At 28.4% G+C, this 23,744-nt stretch carries 22 protein-coding genes, 9 tRNA genes, 2 rRNA genes, 1 other RNA gene and 1 other annotated feature; of the genes, 33 read left to right on the top strand and 1 reads right to left on the bottom strand.

Translation table 11 applies throughout. From position 1 onward, the window contains the following. The 20 genes from rrf to BUA48_RS14700 all read left to right on the top strand — a co-directional run. A 5S ribosomal RNA gene (gene rrf, locus BUA48_RS14795) occupies positions 1–114 on the top strand; the annotation flags it as partial. Positions 115–119: 5 nt separating this feature from the next. Next, positions 120–196, top strand: a tRNA-Ile gene (locus BUA48_RS14790). A gap of 5 nt (positions 197–201) precedes the next feature. Continuing rightward, positions 202–277, top strand: a tRNA-Ala gene (locus tag BUA48_RS14785). Positions 278–418: 141 nt separating this feature from the next. Beyond that, on the top strand, positions 419–952 hold the full coding sequence (locus BUA48_RS14780) for an HD domain-containing protein (RefSeq protein ID WP_072832827.1): 534 nt from the start codon (positions 419–421) through the stop codon (positions 950–952). Between the two features lie 37 nt (positions 953–989). Next, the gene (locus BUA48_RS14775; RefSeq protein WP_072832826.1) at positions 990–2,387 is read left to right on the top strand and encodes an NAD(P)/FAD-dependent oxidoreductase; all 1,398 of its coding nucleotides are present in this window, start codon (positions 990–992) and stop codon (positions 2,385–2,387) included. A 12-nt stretch (positions 2,388–2,399) separates the two neighbouring features. Next, positions 2,400–2,633, top strand: coding sequence for a DUF1667 domain-containing protein (locus tag BUA48_RS15855; protein ID WP_072832825.1), 234 nt, complete (start codon positions 2,400–2,402; stop codon positions 2,631–2,633). 216 nt (positions 2,634–2,849) lie between these two features. Beyond that, positions 2,850–3,058, top strand: a binding site (T-box leader). Positions 3,059–3,193: 135 nt separating this feature from the next. Continuing rightward, entirely contained in the window at positions 3,194–4,474 is a 1,281-nt protein-coding gene (serS, locus tag BUA48_RS14765) for a serine--tRNA ligase (protein ID WP_072832824.1), read from the top strand. Between the two features lie 170 nt (positions 4,475–4,644). Beyond that, positions 4,645–4,735 (top strand) — tRNA-Ser (locus BUA48_RS14760). 19 nt (positions 4,736–4,754) lie between these two features. After that, a tRNA-Ser gene (locus BUA48_RS14755) sits at positions 4,755–4,845 on the top strand. Positions 4,846–5,152: 307 nt separating this feature from the next. Next, entirely contained in the window at positions 5,153–5,860 is a 708-nt protein-coding gene (locus BUA48_RS14750; RefSeq protein ID WP_072832823.1) for a LytR/AlgR family response regulator transcription factor, read from the top strand. Positions 5,861–5,979: 119 nt separating this feature from the next. After that, on the top strand, positions 5,980–6,801 hold the full coding sequence (locus BUA48_RS14745) for a hypothetical protein (protein WP_072832822.1): 822 nt from the start codon (positions 5,980–5,982) through the stop codon (positions 6,799–6,801). After that, positions 6,794–7,645, top strand: coding sequence for a hypothetical protein (locus BUA48_RS14740; protein ID WP_072832821.1), 852 nt, complete (start codon positions 6,794–6,796; stop codon positions 7,643–7,645). Before BUA48_RS14745 ends, BUA48_RS14740 begins: the two co-directional genes overlap by 8 nt. Before the next feature lie 13 nt (positions 7,646–7,658). After that, complete coding sequence (locus tag BUA48_RS14735; RefSeq protein WP_072832820.1) at positions 7,659–8,303, top strand: ATP-binding cassette domain-containing protein; 645 nt, start codon at positions 7,659–7,661, stop codon at positions 8,301–8,303. A gap of 36 nt (positions 8,304–8,339) precedes the next feature. Beyond that, complete coding sequence (locus tag BUA48_RS14730) at positions 8,340–9,500, top strand: hypothetical protein (protein WP_072832819.1); 1,161 nt, start codon at positions 8,340–8,342, stop codon at positions 9,498–9,500. A gap of 344 nt (positions 9,501–9,844) precedes the next feature. Beyond that, on the top strand, positions 9,845–11,002 hold the full coding sequence (locus tag BUA48_RS14725) for a hypothetical protein (RefSeq protein ID WP_072832818.1): 1,158 nt from the start codon (positions 9,845–9,847) through the stop codon (positions 11,000–11,002). 95 nt (positions 11,003–11,097) lie between these two features. After that, positions 11,098–11,188: transfer RNA gene (locus BUA48_RS14720), tRNA-Ser, on the top strand. 38 nt (positions 11,189–11,226) lie between these two features. Continuing rightward, positions 11,227–11,317 (top strand) — tRNA-Ser (locus BUA48_RS14715). Between the two features lie 6 nt (positions 11,318–11,323). Beyond that, a tRNA-Arg gene (locus BUA48_RS14710) sits at positions 11,324–11,400 on the top strand. A gap of 832 nt (positions 11,401–12,232) precedes the next feature. Beyond that, positions 12,233–12,742 (top strand): hypothetical protein, encoded by a 510-nt coding sequence (locus tag BUA48_RS14705; protein ID WP_072832817.1) that lies wholly within the window; start codon positions 12,233–12,235, stop codon positions 12,740–12,742. Positions 12,743–12,848: 106 nt separating this feature from the next. After that, positions 12,849–13,421, top strand: a complete 573-nt coding sequence (locus tag BUA48_RS14700) for a TetR/AcrR family transcriptional regulator (RefSeq protein WP_072832816.1) — start codon at positions 12,849–12,851, stop codon at positions 13,419–13,421. A 54-nt stretch (positions 13,422–13,475) separates the two neighbouring features. Here BUA48_RS14700 and BUA48_RS14695 read toward each other — a convergent pair whose 3' ends face one another. Continuing rightward, the gene (locus tag BUA48_RS14695; RefSeq protein WP_072832815.1) at positions 13,476–14,366 is read right to left on the bottom strand and encodes a phosphatidylserine decarboxylase; all 891 of its coding nucleotides are present in this window, start codon (positions 14,364–14,366) and stop codon (positions 13,476–13,478) included. 422 nt (positions 14,367–14,788) lie between these two features. On the opposite strand from BUA48_RS14695, the gene BUA48_RS14690 reads away from it, so the two are divergent. The 13 genes from BUA48_RS14690 to BUA48_RS14630 all read left to right on the top strand — a co-directional run. Then, positions 14,789–14,865: transfer RNA gene (locus tag BUA48_RS14690), tRNA-Arg, on the top strand. 337 nt (positions 14,866–15,202) lie between these two features. Then, positions 15,203–15,655 (top strand): nucleoside deaminase, encoded by a 453-nt coding sequence (locus tag BUA48_RS14685; protein WP_072832814.1) that lies wholly within the window; start codon positions 15,203–15,205, stop codon positions 15,653–15,655. A 15-nt stretch (positions 15,656–15,670) separates the two neighbouring features. Continuing rightward, positions 15,671–15,883, top strand: coding sequence for a (2Fe-2S)-binding protein (locus tag BUA48_RS14680; RefSeq protein WP_072832813.1), 213 nt, complete (start codon positions 15,671–15,673; stop codon positions 15,881–15,883). Positions 15,884–16,350: 467 nt separating this feature from the next. Continuing rightward, positions 16,351–18,045, top strand: a complete 1,695-nt coding sequence (locus BUA48_RS14675; RefSeq protein WP_072832812.1) for a M3 family oligoendopeptidase — start codon at positions 16,351–16,353, stop codon at positions 18,043–18,045. Positions 18,046–18,351: 306 nt separating this feature from the next. Continuing rightward, positions 18,352–18,720 (top strand): VOC family protein, encoded by a 369-nt coding sequence (locus BUA48_RS14670; RefSeq protein ID WP_072832811.1) that lies wholly within the window; start codon positions 18,352–18,354, stop codon positions 18,718–18,720. Between the two features lie 201 nt (positions 18,721–18,921). Next, positions 18,922–19,011: transfer RNA gene (locus BUA48_RS14665), tRNA-Ser, on the top strand. Between the two features lie 2 nt (positions 19,012–19,013). After that, positions 19,014–19,278: signal recognition particle sRNA large type (ffs, locus tag BUA48_RS14660), an RNA gene on the top strand. A gap of 95 nt (positions 19,279–19,373) precedes the next feature. Further along, a complete protein-coding gene (dnaX, locus tag BUA48_RS14655; RefSeq protein ID WP_072832810.1) occupies positions 19,374–21,017 on the top strand; it encodes a DNA polymerase III subunit gamma/tau in 1,644 nt (547 codons plus the stop codon). A 278-nt stretch (positions 21,018–21,295) separates the two neighbouring features. Next, positions 21,296–21,640: a YbaB/EbfC family nucleoid-associated protein gene (locus BUA48_RS14650; protein WP_072832809.1), complete on the top strand. Its 345-nt coding sequence runs from the start codon at positions 21,296–21,298 to the stop codon at positions 21,638–21,640. A gap of 34 nt (positions 21,641–21,674) precedes the next feature. Further along, positions 21,675–22,271, top strand: coding sequence for a recombination mediator RecR (gene recR / locus BUA48_RS14645; protein WP_072832808.1), 597 nt, complete (start codon positions 21,675–21,677; stop codon positions 22,269–22,271). A 174-nt stretch (positions 22,272–22,445) separates the two neighbouring features. Next, the gene (locus BUA48_RS14640; RefSeq protein WP_072832807.1) at positions 22,446–22,709 is read left to right on the top strand and encodes a YaaL family protein; all 264 of its coding nucleotides are present in this window, start codon (positions 22,446–22,448) and stop codon (positions 22,707–22,709) included. A gap of 30 nt (positions 22,710–22,739) precedes the next feature. Then, positions 22,740–22,997, top strand: a complete 258-nt coding sequence (locus BUA48_RS14635) for a pro-sigmaK processing inhibitor BofA family protein (RefSeq protein ID WP_072832806.1) — start codon at positions 22,740–22,742, stop codon at positions 22,995–22,997. Positions 22,998–23,624: 627 nt separating this feature from the next. Then, a 16S ribosomal RNA gene (locus BUA48_RS14630) occupies positions 23,625–23,744 on the top strand; the annotation flags it as partial.

The raw sequence follows: 23,744 nt of genomic DNA, 5'->3' as shown, positions 1-23,744 counted from the left end.
GGTGACAATAGCGTAAAGGTAACACCCCTTCCCATTCCGAACAGGCAGGTTAAGCTTTACAGCGCTGATGGTACTGCAGGGGAGGCCCTGTGGGAGAGTAAGACATCGCCAGGTAATTTGGACCATTAGCTCAGTTGGTTAGAGCAACCGGCTCATAACCGGTAGGTCTGGGGTTCGAGTCCCTGATGGTCCACCATATATGGGGGTATAGCTCAGTTGGGAGAGCACTTGCCTTGCACGCAAGGGGTCAAGGGTTCGACTCCCTTTACCTCCACCAAAACCACTCAATTTATTGGGTGGTTTTTTATTTTATATTTTTATAATTTATGATATAGTTTAATATGAGAGATAAAGTTAGTAATTATACTAACTTTATATTAGTGTATATTTAGGTGCACAAAGTAAAAGGAAGTAAGCTATGTACCCAAAAAGAGTAAAACAATTTTATATAGGTTTTACTTCAATATTCAAAAAGATCACAAAAGAAGATCTTGAATTAGTAAAATCTCATTTAAATGAAGTAGAGTATAGTCTTTTTAATAAATACTATGAATATGATAAAAAGCATGTTTTAAGAGTAGCCAAGGATATTGAAAAGATTTGTACTGATGAGGGGATTAATAACTCTAAAAAAAGTTTATTAGTAAAAACTGCTTTATTGCATGATATGGGAAAGACAAAGGCAAAAATAAATATTTTAGATAGAGTTATTTTAGTATTGTTAAGTAAAGGTTTGGGGGATAAAGCTAAAAGCTTGAAAAATAAAAAAGTTCAAGTTTATTATAATCATGGATTTATGGGATATGAGATATTAAAGGATTACATTGAAGATGATGAGATACTATTTTTAGTTAAAAATCATCATATAAATGATATTGAATCCTTACAATGTAATAATGATGATTATATTAAAGATTTAAATTTATTAATGAAGTGTGATGAAGAAAATTAAATTTTAGAATTAATGAATATATACTATGGAGGATCATATGGATTACGATGTTCTTATTTTAGGTGGTGGATTAGTAGGATGTTCTATTGCTTATGAGCTTTCTAAATACAACCTAAATATAGCTTTAATTGAAAAGGATTATGATATTGCAGATGATATATCTATAATAAATACTGAAATTGTTTATGCTGGTTTAGAGATTAAGGATAATGAAGCTACCTTATTACAGCATAAAGGAAATCAATTAATGGATGAATTAGCAAATAAGTTTAATGTCCCATTTAAAAGATGTGGGTCTATAATTTTAGCTGAGGATAAGGAAACAGAGGATAAATTAAAAAGTATATATGAGAACAATAAAGATAAAGAAGGATATAATGTAAAACTAATTAATAGAGATGAGATAAGTAAATTAGAGCCTGAATTAAGGGGCTTATATAATAGCGCATTATATTGTGAAGATATAGGAGTAATATCACCTTGTGAGCTGGCTTTAGGTTATGGTGAGGTAGCATTCCAAAATAATGTTAACTTTAAGCTTGAAGAAGAGGTAATAGATATTGAAAATATAGCTAAGGGCTTTAGAGTAGTTACAAATAAAAATAGATTTACATGTAAAATTGTTATTAATACTACTCCTGGAGAAAACTATAGTATGGATTTCTCACAGCCTTGCTGCGATAATACTGAAAAAGAATATGCCAATATAATATCATTGAACAAATATTATAATAATGGATATAAACGTGTTATATTTTCACTTAATAAAGATGGTGATAAAATAATATCTTGTCCTACAAACAAAGATGAAACTATAGGATTAATATGCTCTAATGATAATTTAAAAAATCATCTAGTTATTGAGAAAGTATCTAAATTAATTCCAGACATAAAAGCTAATTATATAAATTCATTTTTTACCTCTGAGTTTTGTAAAAATGATATTATAATAGATGATTCTCAAATAAAGGATGGATATGTAAAGATAAGAGGGAAACATCCTGCTATCGTTACTATGACTCCAGCTATAGCTGAAAAGGTCAGGGATAATATATTAGGTATATTAAAATGTAAACCTAAGAAAGAATTTTTAGATAAGAGAAGAGAGTATTATAAATTTAATGAAATGTCTAATGAAGAAAGAAATGAAATTATTAGATTAAATAATAGATATGGTAAGATAGTTTGTAGCTGCGAAAGAATAACTGAGGGCGAAATAGTAGATGCTATAAGAAGACCTTTAGGTGCTAGAACTATAGAAGGAATAAAAAGAAGAACAGGAGTATGCTTTGGAAGATGTCAAGGATCTCAATGTTTTAATGAGGTTGTGTCTATATTAGCAAGAGAGACCAATAAAAGTATTAATGATATAGTCAAGGATTCTAAAAACTCTAAAATAATATTAAAGAGAATAAAAGAGTTTGATGAAATGTAGGGGTTGATATATATGAGTAGCAATAAGGAGATATTTACTACTATAATACATATTAAAGGTTCTAAAGAATTCAATGTAGTCCCAGTAAGAACCAGTGAACCTGTAGATAAAGATTTATGGAAGGAACTTTCTAAGGCACTAAGTAGACTTAGAGTAGGGCCTCCGCTTAAAATTGGTGATGTTGTATGTCAGAATATATTAAATACAGGTATAGATGTGTTATGTAGCAAAAATATTAAAAAATAATATAAAATAGATTATTAGAATATTTATATATTAAATGGTCAAAATATTTAAGTAAGAGTTGTAATTTAAGAACATAAATTATTACCTTGTGTATAATATGATTTATAAATAAAAGTTATAACTTTATAAATTAAGGTATTGACTTTATAAATTATTGAATGTAAAATTACAAAGTATAGAGATTGTTTAATAAATATTTAAAATTTCATGAAATTTTTTAAACCTTTGATAAGGCTAGTAACTTAAATGAGAGTTAAAGAGAGTCGGTGGTTGGTGTAAATCGATGCTTAAATTTTTGTGAATCCACCTTTGAGGGACTGTGATGAGCAGTACGGTTATAGCCGTTAATTATATTAAGAGGGTTAAGATAAGATTTATTATTTTAATCAATTAGGGTGGCAACGCGGAGTCTATTCGTCCCTGTATAGGGAACAAATAGGCTCTTTTTTAATACTCAAAATTACTGAAAATAAAGGTTAAGTTTAGATAAGGCGCCTTCTAGACTTATAGTATTTTATAAATTCTACAAATGATATGTAAATAAAAGAGGAGGAATTAGAATGTTAGATTTAAAAAGAATCAGAACTAATTTAGAAGAGATTAAGAAATTAATGGAGAATAGAGGAGAGTCTTTTGATCCATCTCAATTAGATGAAATTTTAGAATTAGATAGAAGAAGAAGAGATATATTAATCGAAGTTGAAGAAATGAAAAATGAGAGAAATAAGAAATCTGCAGAGATTCCAAAGCTAAAGAAAGCTGGAGAAGATACTACAGAGCTTATGGCTCAAATGAAAGGACTTGCTGATAAAATTAAAGGTTTTGATCAAGAGCTTTCAGAAATAGATAATAAAATTGAGTATATGTTATTAAGAATCCCTAACGTACCAAATCCAAATGTACCAGAAGGGGATACTGATGAAGATAACATTGAAATTAAAAAATGGGGAGAGCCAACTGAATTTAAGTTTGAACCAAAACCACACTGGGATTTAGGAACTAACTTAAATATATTAGATTTTGAAACAGCTGGTAAGATTACTGGTTCAAGATTTACAGTATATAAAGGTTTAGGAGCTAGATTAGAGAGAGCTATAATAAACTATTTCTTAAACAAACACATTGATGAGAATGGATATACTGAGATACTTCCACCATACCTTGTTAATAGAACAAGTATGACTGGTACAGGTCAGTTACCAAAATTTGAAGAGGATGCATTTAGAATTGAATCAGAGGATTACTTCTTAATACCAACTGCTGAGGTTCCAGTAACTAATATGCACAGAGATGAAATATTAGCTGGTGATAAACTACCTATGAGCTATGCTGCTTACAGCGCATGCTTTAGAGCAGAAGCTGGTTCAGCTGGTAGAGATACAAGAGGGCTTGTAAGACAACATCAATTTAATAAGGTTGAACTTGTTAAATTTGTTAAACCAGAAGAATCTTATGCTGAACTTGAAAAATTACTTCAAGATGCAGAGTCTGTATTACAAGGTTTAGGGTTACCTTATAGAATAGTTAGAATATGCAAAGGGGATTTAGGATTTACTGCTGCATATAAATATGATATTGAAATTTGGATGCCAAGTTACAACAGATATGTTGAGATATCAAGCTGTAGTAACTTTGAGGATTATCAAGCTAGAAGAGCTAATATAAGATATAAAGAAGACGCTAAAGCTAAACCTCAATTTGTTCATACACTAAATGGATCAGGTGTTGCAATAGGTAGAGCATTAGCTGCTGTATTAGAAAACTACCAACAAGAAGATGGTACAATATTAATTCCAGAAGTATTAAGACCATACATGGGTGGTAAAGAATATATAAAATAGTATCTTAGATTCAAGGTATAAATAGTACAATAAGAAGTTAAAGAGTATGCAATTAAAGGCTCTTTAGCTTCTTATTGATTTAAAAAACACATTTTAAAGATAAAAAATTAAAAATATTGTTGACATATATATAGGTGGTTGCTATAATATTATTTGTCAGTGAAAAACATGGAGAGATGGTCGAGTTGGTTTAAGGCACCGGTCTTGAAAACCGGCGTACGTGGAAGCGTACCGTGGGTTCGAATCCCACTCTCTCCGCCAATATAAATTTTGAAGGCATGGAGAAATACTCAAGTGGCTGAAGAGGCGCCCCTGCTAAGGGCGTAGATCGGGCAACCGGTGCGAGGGTTCAAATCCCTCTTTCTCCGCCAGGACTTAGTCAAATGACTAAGTCCTTTTTCATTTTTCGAAAATTAAATTTATATTATAGATTTTAGAATAATAGTAAAACTACTAAATAAGAATCAATATCATAATGTACTGGTAACTAACTTATAAATAGAATATGTATATAAAATTCAATATAAGATATATAAATATAAATCTCTTAATGCCATAGCTACCTTTTTTAATATATAGATAGTTTGGAACAAATAGATATTTTCACTTGAAATATTTATAGGAATAAATGTATAATATATACATAAAAGTGTTTTAACACAGAAAGTAGGTGAATCTATGAGGATTGCAATATATGATCATGAAAATATAACACTTCATGAAGAATATAAGTTAATAAGCCAGATTTTTAAAGAATACTTTGATGATGTAGTAGTAGAAACATTCATGTCGGGAAAAGACTTAATCAAAAGGTACAGTATATATAAATTCGATGTAGTATTTCTAGAAATAGAAAATTTACCAGATAATAGATTTAAGCTAGCTGAAGAACTCAACAATAATTATCCAGACATAATTCTAATCTTTTTAACTAATCAAGATAAATTAGTTTTTGAAGCGCTTAAATTCAATCCACTTCGATTTATTAGAAAATCCCATTTAAAAAAAGAAATTAATGAAGCAGTAAGAGCTCTAAGTAAAGTAAATACAAATACTTGCAATTCAATTTACATTAAAACAAAGCTAGGAAATACCATAGTAAGAAAAAAAGATATTATATATATTGAAAGTCATAGAAATAACATAATAATTAACTGCAAAGAAAATATTTTAACTACAAGATATAGCTTATCTAGCATAGAAAAAGACTTAAATAGTAGAATGTTTATGAGAATTCATTCAGGATATATTGTTAACTTCAATCATATAGAAAGTGCAAATAAAAATGAAATAATACTTAGTAATGAAATTACGATAAATATAAGTAGAAGTAAATTAAAAGAATTTAAAAATAAATTTGAACAATATACAAAAAACATTAAGTAAATATAACCAATTAAAACAACAATACAGCCAGTTATACCAATATTATTGATAATAATTAATATTTTAAATATCATTATTATTAATTAATGTTAATTAAAGTATTTCTTATTAGTATAAATTTGTATTTAGTATATGGAGGTGATTTTATAAAACAGTTTATTAGATTACTTGGAGTCGATTTAAGAAGAGCAATTTTATCAAAGGGATTTTTAATTGGGATAATAGCTACATTTTTATCTATATATGTTTCTAGTGGAATGAAATTTCACCATACTCAAAATATAGTTGAGACATTTAATATATCGTATTCTCAGGGTACTAATTATTTGATAATAATATTAGTATGTACATTTGCATACTCTTCCTCACTTTGTTCAGATTTAAATTCAAATATAACGAATTTTATAGTAGTAAGGACAAGTCCTAAAGAGTATTGTATAAGTAAATGCATATCTTGTTCTATAGCATCGGGAATATCTATATCTATAGGATGTTTTTTATTCTTAATATTACTTATTAATAATTTATCGTCATTTATGCCTAGTATAAATATTCCATGGGTAATAAATGAAATGGAGGCTATAGCTTTTGGAAGGTTACTAATAGCTAATAGACCAATTTTATATTTTTTATGTGTATTTATAGCTATTTTTATTCAAAGTTCATTTTGGTCATGTTTAGGATTATGCATTTCAAGCTATTTACCTAATAAATATATTGCATATACATCACCATTTATTAGTTATTTTATTTTTATTGAAATTGCTAATATATTAAGGCTACCAATTTGGTTAAGACCTGTTACCTTAGGTTTAATTATGTACGATTTAGGGGGAACTATAAAAACAATGTTTATAACTCTTGGTGTATTTATAACCTTAATCGTAATTTGTAGTACTATATTTACAATAAACGTTAAGAGGAGGATTGCAAATGATTAAAAGGTCAATAAATATTGCTATGTATTCTATGCGTAGATGGCTTACTAATCCTAGATATGCAATATTATTTATAATGCAAATTCTTTTAATGTGGAATACATTTAAGCCTATAAATAGTTTATGTATTTCAACTGGTGTAAGAACTAACCCTCTACTATTTATGTTTTACTCATCTAATTTTATACAGCAGTTAATTTTAATGGCTGGCATAGTTTTTTTATTTGCCAATGCACCATTTATTGACGAAAGTGGCCTTTATGTAATTCAAAGAAGTGGAAGAAGATCATGGGTTATGGGTCAAATATTTTATATATTTATGGCAAGTGCAGTATATTTTTTAATTCTAATAGTAGTATCTATTTTGATTCTTATGCCTTATGGAACATTCTCAACAGATGGTTGGGGAAAAATTGTAAATACCCTTGCACAAACGAATGCTGCTGATAAAATAAATTTGAATTTTATGGTGGAATATAAAATTATAAGTTTGTATTCTCCTTTTCAAGCTATTTTTCTATGTTTTATATTAGAATGGCTAGCTGCATCTATTATTGGAATGACTATGTTTATGATTAATTTAATATTTAAAGAATCAGTTGGATTAGTATTTGGGTCAGCAATAGTTTTAGGTGATATATTAGCATTTAATATACTTGGAGAGAGACTATATAAAATTTCACCAGCTTCGCTTGGTAGGCTTTCGGTAATGGATCCTAGTAAGACTTTTATATATCCCAATCTGGTAGATGCTATCATTTTTGATGTATTAGTATTATCGATATTATGTGTAGTAGCGATTATAGCAGTAAAAAGAAAAGCTATTGAAGTTAAAGCTGATATTTAAAAGAGGTGATAAAATGAATGAAAATATCATAGAAATTAAAAACCTAAATAAACAATTTAAAGATGCTAAGGTATTAAAGGATATTACGATAAATTTTGAGAAGAGCAAAATTCATGGGGTTATTGGTAGGAATGGATCTGGTAAAACCTTGTTGTTTAAGTGTATTTGTGGACTTTTACCAATGACAAGTGGAGAAATCATTGTTCAAGGTAAAAGTGTAGGAAAAGATGTAGATATACCTAAGAATATAGGGATAATAATTGAGTCACCAGGCTTTCTTTTAAATTACAGTGGATATAAGAATTTATTATTACTATCTAAAATTAATAAAATAATAGGTAAGGAAGAAATTATAGAGTCTATGAAACTTGTTGGATTAGACCCAAGTAGTAGAAAACATGTTGGAAAGTACTCCTTGGGAATGCGTCAGAGACTAGGTATAGCACAAGCAGTTATGGAAAAAAACTCAATATTAATTTTAGATGAACCTATGAATGGACTTGATAAAGAAGGTTTAAATGATATGAGGGAACTTTTTAAAAAATTGAGAGATGAGGGTAAAACTATATTAATAGCTAGTCATAGCACAGAAGATATTGATATTTTGTGTGATACAGTATGTGAAATGGAGAAAGGGGTCTTAGAGGTAATTAGATAAATTAATTATCTTAGATTTATTGATAGTGGGGGATTAATGAATATGAAATCACATAGATACTTTTATAGAATATGTATTATATCTTGTATGTGTTGTTCTTTAATTGCATTAAGTGGGTGTAGGTCTGAAATGATGCATAGTTCAAATGAGAAAGGAGATGTTAGTTCAGAGAGTTATGAAATTGATAAAACATCTATAAAGACGATGTTAAATACTACACCTAAACATATTAAAAAAAACTTAGGTAAAAATATTTCAATTGATGCAGAGGTTATCGTACCAAAAGTTGAAGAAGCTCCAGCTTTTATAGGAAAACATATTTTGATTGATGAGGAATACTTCGTGGATAAGTTTTTTAAAAATAGAAAGCCTGAAATAAAGGAAACAGAAAGACAGATGATCAATGAAGTAGAGAAAATAAAAATTTACACTATAGAAAATGAAGAAATGGTAGTTGGCAGTGGTTCGGTAGTATATTCAAAAGGTAATATACTAGAGAAGTATACTCTACCAATTTATAATAGAGAAGCACATGGTGTTTTAGATGTATATTCTAATGGGAATTTAGAATTCATGTCAAGGGAAGAAGCAATAGGTAATGTAGAAGAGATTTTAAGTAGAAATGGTGTTTCAATTTATGGGGAAGCTAAGGTATATGCACTTACGGCAGAAAAAATGAAACAAGAACAAGAAAAAGCAATAAGTGAAAATGAGAATGTAAAGCAACAAATTAAAGAGGGTTATTTAAAAAAACAAGAATTTGTTAAAGATGATGAATGTTATGTATTATTTTTCAGAAGTGAAGTTAATAATATTCCAATTACACAGGATTTATATTTAGATGAAGTTTCAGGAAGAGTAGTTGAGGGAATAAATACAGAGGTATGGATAAATAAGGATGGAATAATAAGCTTAATAATTTCAAATGTTGTTGAAAAGCTTAGTGAATTAGAAAATCCTGAAAATCTATTAAGTGTAGATGAGGCTATGAGTAAGTTGCAGCAAAGGTATGATAGTGTAATTACAGATAATAAAATGAATTTTAATGAAATTACTTTAGAATATGTAGGAATACCAGATGGTAAAAAAGTAACAGAAATTAAATTTGTACCAACATGGTGTTTTAACAGAAAGGAAAGACGTCCTAATGAACAAAGCTCCATGAGAGTAAATGCAGTTACTGGAGAGGTATTTTAAAGAAACTAGAATATATTAAAGAAAACATTAGAAAAATAATTAATATAGTATGCAGATGTTCAACTGATTAAATAGTTAAAATATGATTATTTACTACAGGACTTAGTCAAATGACTAAGTCATTTTTAATTTTTTAAAATTTAAATTTAAAGTATATATCTTATTAAAAAAAGAAATTAATGAATAAGGAGTAAAAGAAAATATTTTAAAATAAATTTAATCTATTAAATCGTATTTTAAGAGTGCAAAATACATAAGTCTATTAGTTAAATAGATAAAGGTGATCTAGAGATAATTAGATAAATTAAATATTTATATTGATTAATAGAAGAGGAGGAATGAATATGAAATCACATAGATACTTTTATAAATCATGTATTATATTTTGTATGTGTTGTTGTTTAATTGCATTAAGCGGGTGTAGGTCCCAAATGATTAATAACTCAAGTGAAAAAAGAGATGTTGATTCAGAGAGTTATGAAATTGATAACACTTCTATAAAGGCAATGCTAAAGAATACTCCTAATCATATTAAAAAAAGTTTAGGTGAAAACATTTCAATTGATGCAGAGGTTATAGTACCAGAGGTCGAGAATACTCCAATATTTATAGGAAAACATATTTTATTTGATGAGAATTACTTTGTTGATAAGTTTTTCAAGGATAGAAGTCCTGAAACAAAGGAATCAGAAAATTCTATGATTACTGATTCAGATAAAATAAAGGTTTATAGGATAGATGATGAACTTATGATAATACGTAGTGGTTCAGTCATATATACTAAGGAAGAAAAATTAAAAAAATATAACTTAGCAACCTATAGTAGGTTTATAAATGGTATTTCAGATGTATATTCTAATGGGGAGCTAGATTTTATGTCAAGAGAAGAGGCAATAAATCATGTTAAAGAGATTTTAATTAAAAATGGAATTTCAATTTATGGGGAGCCTAAGATATATGCACTTACAGCAGAAAAAATGCAAGAGGAACAAGATAAGTTAATACGTGAAAATGATGGTATAAAAAAAATTATTGAAAGTGGCATCATGGAAAAACAAGATAAATTTATTAAATATGATGAATGTTATGCATTATCTTTTAGAGGTGAGGTTAATAATATTCCAATTACACGGGATTTATATATAGATGAAGTTTCAGATAAAACAATTGGGGGAATGAGGATAGAGGTATGGATAGATAAGGAGGGTATAATAGATTTAGTCATTTCAAATGCTTTTGAGAATCTTAATGAGGTAGAAAACCCTGAAAATCTATTAAGTGTAGATGAGGCTATGGATAAGTTGCAGCAAAGATATGATAGTAAAGTTATGGAGAATAAAATTAATTTTAATGAAATTGCTTTAGAATATGTAGGTGTCCCATATGAAAAAAAGGTAACAGAAATTAAATTTGTACCAACATGGTGTTTTAAGAAAAAGGAAGGACGTTCGAATGAAGAAAACTATATGAGAGTAAATGCAGTTACTGGAGAGGTATTTTAAAGAAATATAAATTTAAAGTGAAAAAATATTAAAAAAATAGTTGACATAGTATGCGTGCGTTGGTATAATAATTAATGTCGAAAGGCGAAAAGCGTGGAGAGATGGTCGAGTTGGTTTAAGGCACCGGTCTTGAAAACCGGCGTACGTGGAAGCGTACCGTGGGTTCGAATCCCACTCTCTCCGCCATTTTTTTTTACGTAAAAAAAGATTATTAAGTAAGGTATGGAGAAATACTCAAGCGGCTGAAGAGGCGCCCCTGCTAAGGGCGTAGATCGGGCAACCGGTGCGAGGGTTCAAATCCCTCTTTCTCCGCCATAATGAGCGGCAGTAGCTCAGTTGGATAGAGTAGCTGGCTACGAACCAGTTGGTCGGGGGTTCGAATCCTCTCTGCCGTACCATAAAAGTTGCAATGTTATTGCAACTTTTTTTTGTTAATTTTCATAATATAATCAGGATATTATTACATAGCCTCATCATAATTATAAAAATATCTATGTATAAATTCTAATTAATATTCTAGCTTTATGTTAATTATTATATGCATTAATTATTATGTGTATTTTATAATGAGTATTATCTATAAAAAGAATTAAGAGTATTTATCATAATATATATTAAAGTTTATAATATTTAATATATAGCACAAATCATATTTTCTAGTTGAAGTGATCTTAAGAATTAAAATCACTATAAAGAATAAAATCAAATTAACTTATATTCTCAAATACATAATAAATTATAACGTAAAAAGCTTAGTTAACAATAGATTTTTTACTATAATGCATTCACCATAAAAATAATATAAATTATTACTACAAAATATATGAAAAAGCTTAATATGAATTAAAATTAATTTAAAATAAAATATATGGTATATAAAGTAAAAAAATGAAAATTATAAATTAATATATCCTTAATATATCGCTAATTTGAATAATGAAGATTAGTAACTTTTATATTTTATTATAAATATGATTTTTAAATCAAAACATAAATGAGTTAAATAGCTAAAGTATAAAATAGTTATGAATAAAAATATATTAAATTTGATTTTATATTAAATAATAAAATTATTTTACTAAATAATATAAATAATATGAATATTATTCAGAAGTTTACAATTATTCAAATTAAATGTACAATTAACATAGTAATATTATTTTATGTTAATTGGTTATTAAAATTGGGTTATTTATAATTACTAGTATATTGATCGATGGGGGAAATATTATGAATTTGAAAGATCTATTTAAGCGATTTAGTAAAGAAAAAAAGGATAAAACTGATTATATAGTTTTTATTAAGGATGCAAGAGTAAACAAATTTAATGAATACGCGCTTATAGAAGCTAAGGATGAATTAGAAGCTAAAGAGGTTTTTGGGAAAAATATAATGGTTAAGGATGAAGATTTCCTAACTAACTATGTTTATGATAGAGCTGTAAATATGGCTTTACCAAGTATATTTTTTAGAGATGACAAGGGTCATTTCTTAGATGGGCATGGGCAATATAGAAAAGGTTTAAAGGGAGACTATATTCAGGAATCCTTTGATAAAAATATTGAAAAATTTTTTAAAGGTAACAATACATATATAGCTTTGTATAAAGAATTTTATTATAATAGAAATAATACAAAGGTACATTTCCCTGATGATATGATTTTACATATTTTCGTTAATGGGGAATATTGTGAATTACAAATTGAAAGTATAGAAAGATTAAACATATTTATTGAATAAAATTATTTTTAAATGCCATTATACAATAATATAGTGGTATTTTTTTTAAATAAAAATATATATAATATTTTAACATGAGGATGTGTGGTTAGTGGGGGAATATAAAATGAATAAGACTAAAAGAGCGATATATAATGCATCTATAGAAGTATTCTCAAGATTAGGATACAACAAGGCAACTATGGAATTAATAGCAGAGGCTGCTAATGTATCTAAGGGAACATTATATTATCATTTTAAAAATAAAGAAGAGATATTTAACTTTATAATATATAATGGGATGAAATCTATAGTTGATAGAGTTAAGGAATTAGCAGAGAAAGAGGATAATATATACATTCAGGTTAGAGATATACTTAAGCATCAAATTAAGATTATGTGTGAAAGAAAAGAATTTTTCAAAGTAATAATGAGTCAGATTTGGGGAGAAGAAGAAAGACAAATTCAATTAAGAAAAGCTGTTCAGGATTATTTAAAAATAATAGAGTTTTATCTTAATAAGGCAATGGAACATAATCATATAAAGGAATATAATTGCGAACTATTATCTTATACTGTATTTGGAATTTTATCATCAACTGCTATATATGATTTATTGAGCCCAAATTCTCTTAGTACAGAGGAAATTACTGAACAATTAATGCAGCTTATATTCAAAGGTATAACGATTGGAAAATAAAAATAAATGGGATGCAACACTAAGTAATAGTGTTACGTCCCATTTGCTTCTTAATTAAAGTTTTTTTCCAATAGCTTCTCCAAAGGATACCAAAGTTTCAACTCCATCACTACTGTATTTTAGTATGTCTTCATCTATAGAACAGATATCCTTTTTTAAGAATAAAATTACTGTAGAGCCTCCAAACTTAAAGTATCCCTTTTCTTCACCACGTGAAATTTCTTTTCCGCCATCATAACTTTGAATTATTGAACCTACACAGGTAGCTCCAACCTCAACATATAAAACTTCATTGAAATTTTTAGAAGAAAGAACACTCCACTCTCTTTTATTTTGGCAGAACAACTTAGCCTTATTTTCCAAGGCTATTGGATTAACAGAATAATATGACCCAGGTATTTTAGTAGGTGCACTACAAATTCCATCATCAATAAAGTGAAATCTATGATAGTCAGTAGGACAAAGTCTAAAAACTAAACATGTACCTCCAGAATATTTAGAAGCTAGTATATCATCACCTATTAATTCTTTTAGGCTATAAGTTATGCCCTTAACTTGAATTATATTTTCAATATCAATATTAGTATAAGCTAACAGCTTACCATCACATGGAGATATTAATATATTTTCATTTAAATCAACCTTTAGGTATTCAGGTTTTAGTTCACGTGCAAAAAAGTCATTAAATGAATTAAACTCGAAGGAAAGTTCCTTTTTATACCTATTCATATTTATATCATATTCTTTTATAAAATTATCAATTTTTTTAGCACTATATTCAGTATCACAATAAGAACCATATAATTTAGTAAAAAGACGTTTTTTAACAAATAGCTCAAGTAATCCTTTACCTAAAGGATTACAATATATGGCTTTGATAGATTTATCACCTACAACTTTTTCCGTTTCTAGAGATTTTGTTTTTCTATCATAATAACTAATCATAATTACCCCCATTAACATAACCTAAAATAATTTTTATAATAAAAGTTTTAAGTTTATTTGAATAAACTTATTTTAGACTAAATTACTTAAATAAATTTTTATAACAACATAATTTTAACATTTTACAATATAAAGTAAAAGAAATATATTATAATATAGCTTTTCCTTCAAGGTTTAAATATATTTATTTTTACTATATATTTTATAAATTACATTTAACATGAAGAATTTATAGGATAGAGATATTAGAATAGAGTCTTATATGTAGAGAAATAATTAATAAAATAAAGAGCATAACTATATAAACATGATATATTGCAATATAAATGCCAAATTATAAATAAGAATGACTTAAATAGTTAAATGTACAATATTTACATAGAAATACTTTTATAGTAGAATTATATATAGTGAATTATTGTGCACCCGTAGCTCAGTAGGATAGAGCGTCCCCCTCCTAAGGGGAAGGCCGGGGGTTCGATTCCCTTCGTGTGCACCAATAAAAAATCATGTGATTACTCGCATGATTTTTTTATTATTAAATCTTAAGGCATATCTCTTACTATTTATATACAAATTTCAAGCTATTACAAATAAGTTTTAAGTAATTATCTATAGTTGGCATTTATATGTAGGTTTATTCTATGATTAAAATTAACTATAAGTTTTTGAAAACTTTCTATTGAAATATATAATGATAATAGATATGAGTAAATGCCTTATTATTTAATTTATACAATTGAATAAGTAAAGATTATATATTAAAATAATATAAACAAACACCGATATATATTGTCAAATAATAATAATTATTATATAATGATTTGGAGAAAAATATGAAAGAAAACTTTATGAATGTTGCTTTAGAAGAAGCTAAAAAAGCAATATTGTTAGATGAAGTACCAGTTGGTGCTATTATTGTAAAAGATAATAAGGTTATAGCTAGAGCACATAACCTAAGGGAAAATTTGAATGATTCTACTGCACATGCTGAAATTATAGCAATAAGGGAGGCTTGTAGAGTATTAAACTCTTGGAGACTTGCTGGTTGTGATATGTATGTTACATTAGAGCCTTGCATTATGTGTACAGGTGCAATTATTCAATCAAGGATAAGAAATCTTTATATAGGAACCTTTGACCCTAGAGGAGGGGCATGTGGAACGGTTATAGATTTGCCTGGAAATGACGCTTTTAATCATAGGGTAAATGTTATATGGGAGTATGAAGAAGAGTGCGGTGATATATTAAGTGAATTTTTTCAGTGTAAAAGAGGATTAAAAAGATAAGGAATTGGTAATAATATGAGTGATGATTTAAATCAACAAGTTTTAGATAAATTAACTAAAGTATGTGTATGTAAGGTTGTAACACGAGCTAAGGTAAAAGAGGCTATTGCTGATGGGGCTACGACTTTAGAGGAAGTTGCCAAAAGGACAGGTGCTCTTACAGGGTGTTGCAAGGGAGCTAGATGTAAACATAAAATACTTGAGTTAATAAAAGAAAATAAAAGTTAAGTATAGTTGCAAACTAAAAAGAAGTAATGATCATTACAAAACAACTAATACAAAACAAATAAGAGTACAAGATAAATTATTAAATAAATTTAGTATGTTCAATAAGGATGCACAAAACAAAGAGTTTGTGCATTTTTTTATAATATATATTTTTCAGTAGTGAGTGTTACTTTATGATTAAGCATAAATATTAAAACATATATTAATATATTTCAAATTATTTAGGAGTAAATAACAGGTAGCTTATATATATTACATTAAATAAACTTTATCTATATTTTGTAGGATAAAGAAATTTAATATGCAATAAATTACGAGGATGTAGATTTAATATTGCAAAGTATATAGTGGATTAAAATAAAAAAATCTACTGTAAAAACTAAAGGTATATGTTAATATATGTATAGACGGATTTTAAATGATATTTTAATTATATGTAATTACGTCTTTACACAGGGGGGATAAAAATGGATTTTAAAAAAATGGAATATAAGAGACCTGATATAGAAGCGTCTCAAGAGGTTTTTCAAGGGCTTATAGAAGAATTTAAAAGTGCTGATTCGTTAGAAAAGGCTAGTGAAGCATTAAAAAAAATAAACTCTCTTAGAAATGAAATTGATTCAATGTGTGCCTTAGTAACATTAAGAAATACTATAGACACAACTGATAAATTTTATGAAGAAGAGCAAGCTTATTTTGATGAAAAGTTACCAATATACGAAGGTATAGTGTCTAAGTGTTATGAGGCTATGAATAATTCTGAATATAAAGAAGGTTTAGAAAAGATATTCAAACCTCAAGTATTCAATATAGCTAACCTTGCAGTTAAAACTTTTTCACCAGAAATTATAGATGACATGCAAGCACAAAATAAGTTAGTTACTGAGTATACTAAACTTATAGCATCAGCTAAAATTGACTTTGAGGGTGAAGAAAGAAACTTAGCAGGAATGGGTCCTTTTAATCAGTCTAAAGATAGAGATATGAGAAGAAAGGCTACTGTAGCTACAGCTAACTTCTTTGAAGAAAATGAAGCTGAATTTGATAGAATTTATGATGGTTTAGTTAAATCTAGAACATCTATGGCTAGAAAATTAGGCTACGATAACTTCATTCAATTAGGTTATGATAGATTAAACAGAACAGATTACAATCCAGAAATGGTTGCTAACTTTAGAAAGCAAGTTAAAGAAAGTATAGTTCCATTATATGCAGAGTTAAGAAAGAGACAAGCTAAAAGACTAGGAATAGAAAACATGAAGTCTTATGATGAAAATCTACAATTCTTAACAGGAAATGCAACTCCAAAGGGAGATGCAGATTGGATTATAGATCAAGCTAAGAAAATGTACAGTGAATTATCACCTGAAACAAATGAATTCTTTAACTTTATGCTTGATAATAATTTAATGGATTTAGTAAGTAAAAAAGGTAAGGCTGGTGGAGGATACTGTCACTTCTTAGGTAAGTACAAGACTCCATTTATATTCTCAAATTTCAATGGAACTTCAGGGGATGTAGATGTATTAACTCACGAAGCAGGGCATGCGTTCCAAGCATATAGCAGTAGAGCATATGATGTTCCAGAATATTGTTTCCCAACTTACGAAGCATCAGAAATTCACTCAATGAGTATGGAATTTATAACATGGCCTTGGATGAACTTATTCTTTGGTGAAGATGTAGATAAGTACAAATTCACACATTTATCAAGCGCTATACTATTTATACCTTATGGGGTAGCTGTTGATGAGTTCCAACACTTTGTATATGGTAATCCAGATGCAACTCCAGATGAGAGAAAAGCTGCTTGGAGAAGAATAGAAAAAGAATACTTACCATTTAAAGATTATGATGGAATAGATATATATGAGAAAGGTGCTTTCTGGTTTAAGCAATCTCACATATTCCAAACTCCATTCTACTATATTGATTATACTTTAGCTCAAATTTGTGCATTACAGTTCTGGATTAAACGTAATGAAAACAAAGAAAAAGCTTGGAATGATTATATAGCATTATGTAATGAGGGTGGAAGTGAGTCATTCTTAAGTCTTGTTAAAATAGCTGGATTAACTTCACCATTTGAAGATGGATGTATAGCTAAGGTTATGCAAGAAGTTAAAGCTTGGTTAGATAAAGTAGACGATACAAAACTTTAATATAATAAAAGAGGATAGGAGTATATATACACCTATCCTCTTAATTTTAACCTGTTAGCTTATAAAAATATTTATTATATATAAGTTTTAATTAATATTCTGCATTTATATTAATAATTTAATTTATCATATAATGAACTTTCTATTCTAACTAAAGAATGAAGATTTCTTATTAGAGATATACATAAAATGTGATAACATATGGAAATGTATGGTGAATAAAAATATATTCAAATAAAGGTAAATTGAATATAATATAGAATTAATTAAAGAGTAAGTAGTTTACTTAAGGAGGATTAAATTTATATGTTAACTAATCATATTGGTATTAAGGTAAAAAATATTGAAGAATCTCAAAAATTTTATTGTGATAACTTAGGATTTGAATTAGATCATAAATATGATGATGATAAAAGAACTTTAGTATTTTTAAAAAATGAAAATTCAGTAATAGAGCTTGTCTATGTAAAAACGTCAGAATATAATTCAGTTATGAATGGAATAGTTGAACATATAGCTTTTACAGTAGATGATATAGAAAAATATACAGAGGATCTTATGGATAGAGGAGTAAAATTCGTTACTTGTCATCCAATGGAAATTGATGATAAATTAGTTATATTCTTCGAAGGTCCTAGTGGTGAGAAATTGGAGTTAGTTCAGCATTTAATATAAATTTATTCTGTTTTAAATGGAGGATTTTCAAACTTCATTTAAAACAGTAATATTTTTTTCTGATTTGAATATAATAAAAACGTTGATTAAATAAATAAAGCAAAAGATTACGGAGGCTATTAATAATTTATTAAGTTCAATTAAATGGTTGAATTTATAGAGAAGTAATAGTATAATAAAAAAGTATCTTAAAATGACTATGGAGAGATGTCTGAGCGGTTGAAGGAGCACGCCTGGAACGCGTGTGTAGGGGAAACTCTACCGAGGGTTCGAATCCCTCTCTCTCCGCCATGTCATACTAGCTGGGGAGTCAGCGGTGCCCTGTAACCTGCAATCCGCTATAGCAGGAGTGAATTCCTTGCTGAGGCTACATACTGTGTGGTCTGGCCTATATAAGTGGCGTTGAGAATTGGGTCCCACGCAACAGAGATTTGTGAACCTCGTCAGATCCGGAAGGAAGCAGCGATAAGCAAACCCCTCTGTGTGCCGTGGAGCAGCCTGGTTTGAGTTAACTGTATAGGTAACGCGCATAGTATCTAGTCGAAGCAAGGTGTGTGACTTTAAATTTTTATATTATTAATGGTAATTAAGCTCGACTTTTAGTCGGGCTATTGTTATATTAAGGTTAATAAAGATAAAAGGGGTGAATTATTATGGCTTACACCGCTTTATATAGAGAATGGCGTCCGAAAAAGTTTGAGGATGTAGTTGGACAAAAGGCAATAACAACTACATTAAGAAACCAAATTAAAACAAACAAAATAGCTCATGCATATTTATTATGTGGAACAAGGGGTACGGGTAAGACTTCCACAGCTAAAATATTAGCTAGAGCAGTTAACTGTTTAAACCCAGAAGATGGTGAGCCTTGTAATGAGTGCGATATGTGCAAAAAAATCAACAATGGCATAGCTATTGATGTAAATGAGTTAGATGCTGCATCAAACAATAAAGTAGAGCATATAAGACAAATTATAGAAGAGGTAAAATACCCACCTCAAGAGTCAAGATATAAGGTATATATAATAGATGAGGTTCACATGCTTACAATAAGTGCAGTAAATGCATTTTTAAAAACATTAGAGGAACCACCGAGTAATGTTATATTTATACTTGCAACTACAGACCCACAAAAATTACCTATAACTATTTTATCAAGATGTCAGAGATTTGACTTTAAAAGAATAAAAAGCGAAGACATATTCTCAAGACTTAGAAGAATTGTAGATGAAATTGGGGTAGAAGCAGAGGATAGAAGCTTAAAGCTTGTATCTAGAATATCAGATGGAGCTATGAGAGATGCATTAAGCGTTTTAGATCAAGCTATATCTATGTCTGATAATAAAGTTGAATATGAAAGCTTAATAAGTATGTTGGGTATGGTTACCAATGATAGTTTAATAAAATTAGTAGATAATATAATAGAGGGTAGTACAGAAAACTCTATTAGAGCAATAGATGATGTTATGCTTGCAGGTAAGGATGTTTATACACTTATAAAAGATTTAACAGTACATATGAGAAATCTTATGATGGTTAAAATAAGTGATAGGCCAGAAGAGGTTTTAGATATGTCTATGGAAAACATAGAAATACTTAAGGCGCAAGCAGAAAAAATAAAAACTGAAGAAATAATGCGATTTATAAGAATCTTACAAGAGGCTGAAGAACAGTCAAAGTGGAGTAAGCAAGGAAGAATATATTTAGAACTTGCTGTAATCAAAATGATAAAGGCAGAGTTTGACACTTCACAAGAAGTACTGTTATCAAGAATAAATAAAATTGAAAATCAAATTAGGAATGGAGAGATTGTTGTATCATCTCAAAGTATAAGTCAAATTACTAATAAAGGTGAAAATAACTTAAACAAGAAAGTTGATGCATTAAATAAAAAAATTACAAGCAAAGCACAAGAACAAGTTAGTATTAGTAGTAATATAGAAGTAAATGAAAATTCAAATATAACCTTAGAAAAGGTTAAAAACTCTTGGAGAGATATATTAGACTTATTTAAGGCTAGAAGACTTATGATTATTTTTGCATCACTTACAACTGGGGTGCCAGTAAAGTGTAGTGGAGGAGTAATTTATATAAGTTACGAAAAGAATTTTTCTTTTAATAAAAATAGGTTAGAAAAAGAAGAAAATAGAAAAAAAGTTGAAGATATATTCTCAGAAGTATTGAAGGAAAGAGTTAGAATAACTTATATAGTGGAACCAGGAGAGGAAGAAATAAAATCTCCAGAAGAGCTTTTAAAAGAAACTTTTGGTGAAGATGTTGTAGAGATTATTGACTAAAATACAATAATTACCTTGATATAAATCCAATTACAAAGTAAACTTTTATAGTGATGAAAAAGTTTAGGTTAGAATAGTATATGGAATATTAAATATTTAAGTAAATTAGTCATGAACTAAAGCCAAAAGATAGATTTTTGTATATAATATATTTATGAAGTATATTTATTAAGGTTGTATTTTATAATTTTAATAATACTAGTAAGGTCTTAAATGTATAAATAAGGGGACTTTAATAAAAATAATAATTAATATTAAAATTTTTAGGAGGTATTATCATGGCAAGAGGTGGATTCCCAGGAGGCATGGGTGGAGGCAATATGAATAACTTGTTAAAACAAGCTCAAAAGCTTCAACAACAAATGAGTAAGATGCAAGAAGATTTAGAGAATAAAACTTTTGAAGCATCAGTAGGTGGTGGAGCAGTAGTTGCAGTTGCTACAGGTAAAAGACAAATTGCTGATATAAAAATAAATCCCGAAGTTTTAGATCCAGACGATGTTGAAATGTTACAAGATTTGATTTTATCTGCTGTAAATGAAGCATTAAAAAATGCTGAAGAAGCAACATCAAGTGAAATGGGTAAATTAACAGGTGGAATGAATATTCCAGGATTATTCTAAAATAATCTTTAAATTACGAGAGGTGGCTGGTTAAATGGAGTTTTATCCAGTAGCAATTGAAAAACTAATAGAGGAGTTTGCAAAACTTCCGAGTATAGGACAAAAAACTGCACAAAGATTAACTTTACATGTATTAAATTTACCTAGGGAAGAAGTAGAAGAGTTTGCTAATGCTTTAATAAAAGCGAGAGGAACTATAAAATACTGTTCTGTATGTGGAAATTTTACAGATAAAGATCCCTGTTCAGTTTGTTCAAATCCTAATAGGGACAAGAGCATAATATGTGTTGTTGAAAATCCTAAGGACATAATGACAATGGAAAAAGTTCGAGAATTTAATGGCGTGTATCATGTACTTCATGGTACAATATCACCTATGGCGGGCAGAGGTCCAGAAGATATTAAGTTAAAAGAACTTATAAGAAGGATTAATGGAGAAGTCAAAGAAGTGATAGTAGCAACTAACCCAAATATAGAAGGTGAAGCTACTGCTATGTATATATCTAAAATATTAAAACCACTAGGAGCTAAAGTTACTAGAATAGCACATGGAGTTCCAGTTGGTGGAGACCTTGAATATGCTGATGAAGTTACTTTATCAAAGGCACTAGAGGGTAGAAAAGAGATTTAATTAAAGTTAATATAAATCTAAGATCAAAAACAAAGGAATTAAACAATTAAACACTTGGAATTAAACACAAAAGAGACTTTAAATAGAATTTAGATTTTATTTGAAGTCTTTTTTGTATACAAAAACCATATTATGTTAAGAATCTTAATAATAAGTTTAGGATGGAGGTATAATATGGATAGGAGACTTATATTAGATGTAGTATTTGAGAAAATACAGTATACAAATGAACAAAAAGAAATTATGTATGCTATAGAAGACGCTAAGGAAGAATGGGATTCTGCAAATAGTATGTTTCAGTTAGTTAAAGATCCTCAATTAATAGATTATGCTATACATAAAGAAAATGCTGCGAAGTCAAAGTACTTATTTTATTTAGCTAAGGCAAAGGAATTAGGAATATGTATGAATTTAGGATACACTATAGAAAAGGGCTAAAGGCTTTTATTTAAGGGGGAGGTGGATAGTATGTATTTAAGTTCTATGATTTACTTTCTTGTAGCTGCAATTGGATTATTTATTATAGTAAAAATATTCTCATGGCCTATAAAAGTATTAATAAGACTTCTTATAAACGGAGCATTAGGTGCTTTAGTTCTATGGGGAATAAATTATTTTGGTGGTAGTTTCAACATATCTGTACCTATAAATGGAGTTACATCTTTAATAGCTGGATTTTTGGGAATACCAGGAATAATATTTTTAATTATATTCAACAAGTTTTAGCTTAAATATTATGAAGGAAATTTCTTATGTATATAGTTAATATTAATGATTTTATTATAAGAGGATAAAATTAACTTTAGCATTTATTATAAAAATATTAAATAATATTAAATAAATTTGAGTTTTTGTATAGTTATTAGCATGAAAAATAAAGAAAAGTTTTAAATGAGTGTTGTTTTTACACTCATTTAAAACAAAATTGTCTTTTAATATGATGAAATATTACATATACCTTACCTAGTGTATCAATAAAAGAAAATTAAAGTATAAATAAGAATGTAAGAGTAATTTACATTTAATTTTATTAAATTAACCAAAATACTAGAACTTAGAGTGATATATGTGATAATATATTCCTTGTCGCTGAGAGGCGATGAGAAATCAGGAAAAAAGTAAAAGTTTTAATTACTAAGTAAAGTTAATAAAACTAAAAAACTTTAAAAAAACCTGTTGACAAACTATTGAAAGTTTGTTAAAATAATAAGAGTCGTCAGGTGATGACGGCAAATGACATGGTCTTTGAAAATTAAACAGAGTAATAAAGAAACAACTCGTAAAATGCTTTGAGTAATAAATAAAATCTTATCGAAAGATAAGTAGTCAGTGAATACTGAGTAATCAAACTTTTAAATTGAGAGTTTGATCCTGGCTCAGGACGAACGCTGGCGGCGTGCTTAACACATGCAAGTCGAGCGATGAAGTTCCTTCGGGAACGGATTAGCGGCGGACGGGTGAGTAACACGTGGG

Origin of the sequence: Clostridium collagenovorans DSM 3089 (genome assembly GCF_900130005.1) — a bacterium.
Classification (GTDB): Bacteria; Bacillota; Clostridia; order Clostridiales; family Clostridiaceae; genus Clostridium_D; species Clostridium_D collagenovorans.
Note: the sequence above shows the minus strand (reverse complement) of the source record. Positions and strands in the feature narration are given on the sequence as shown.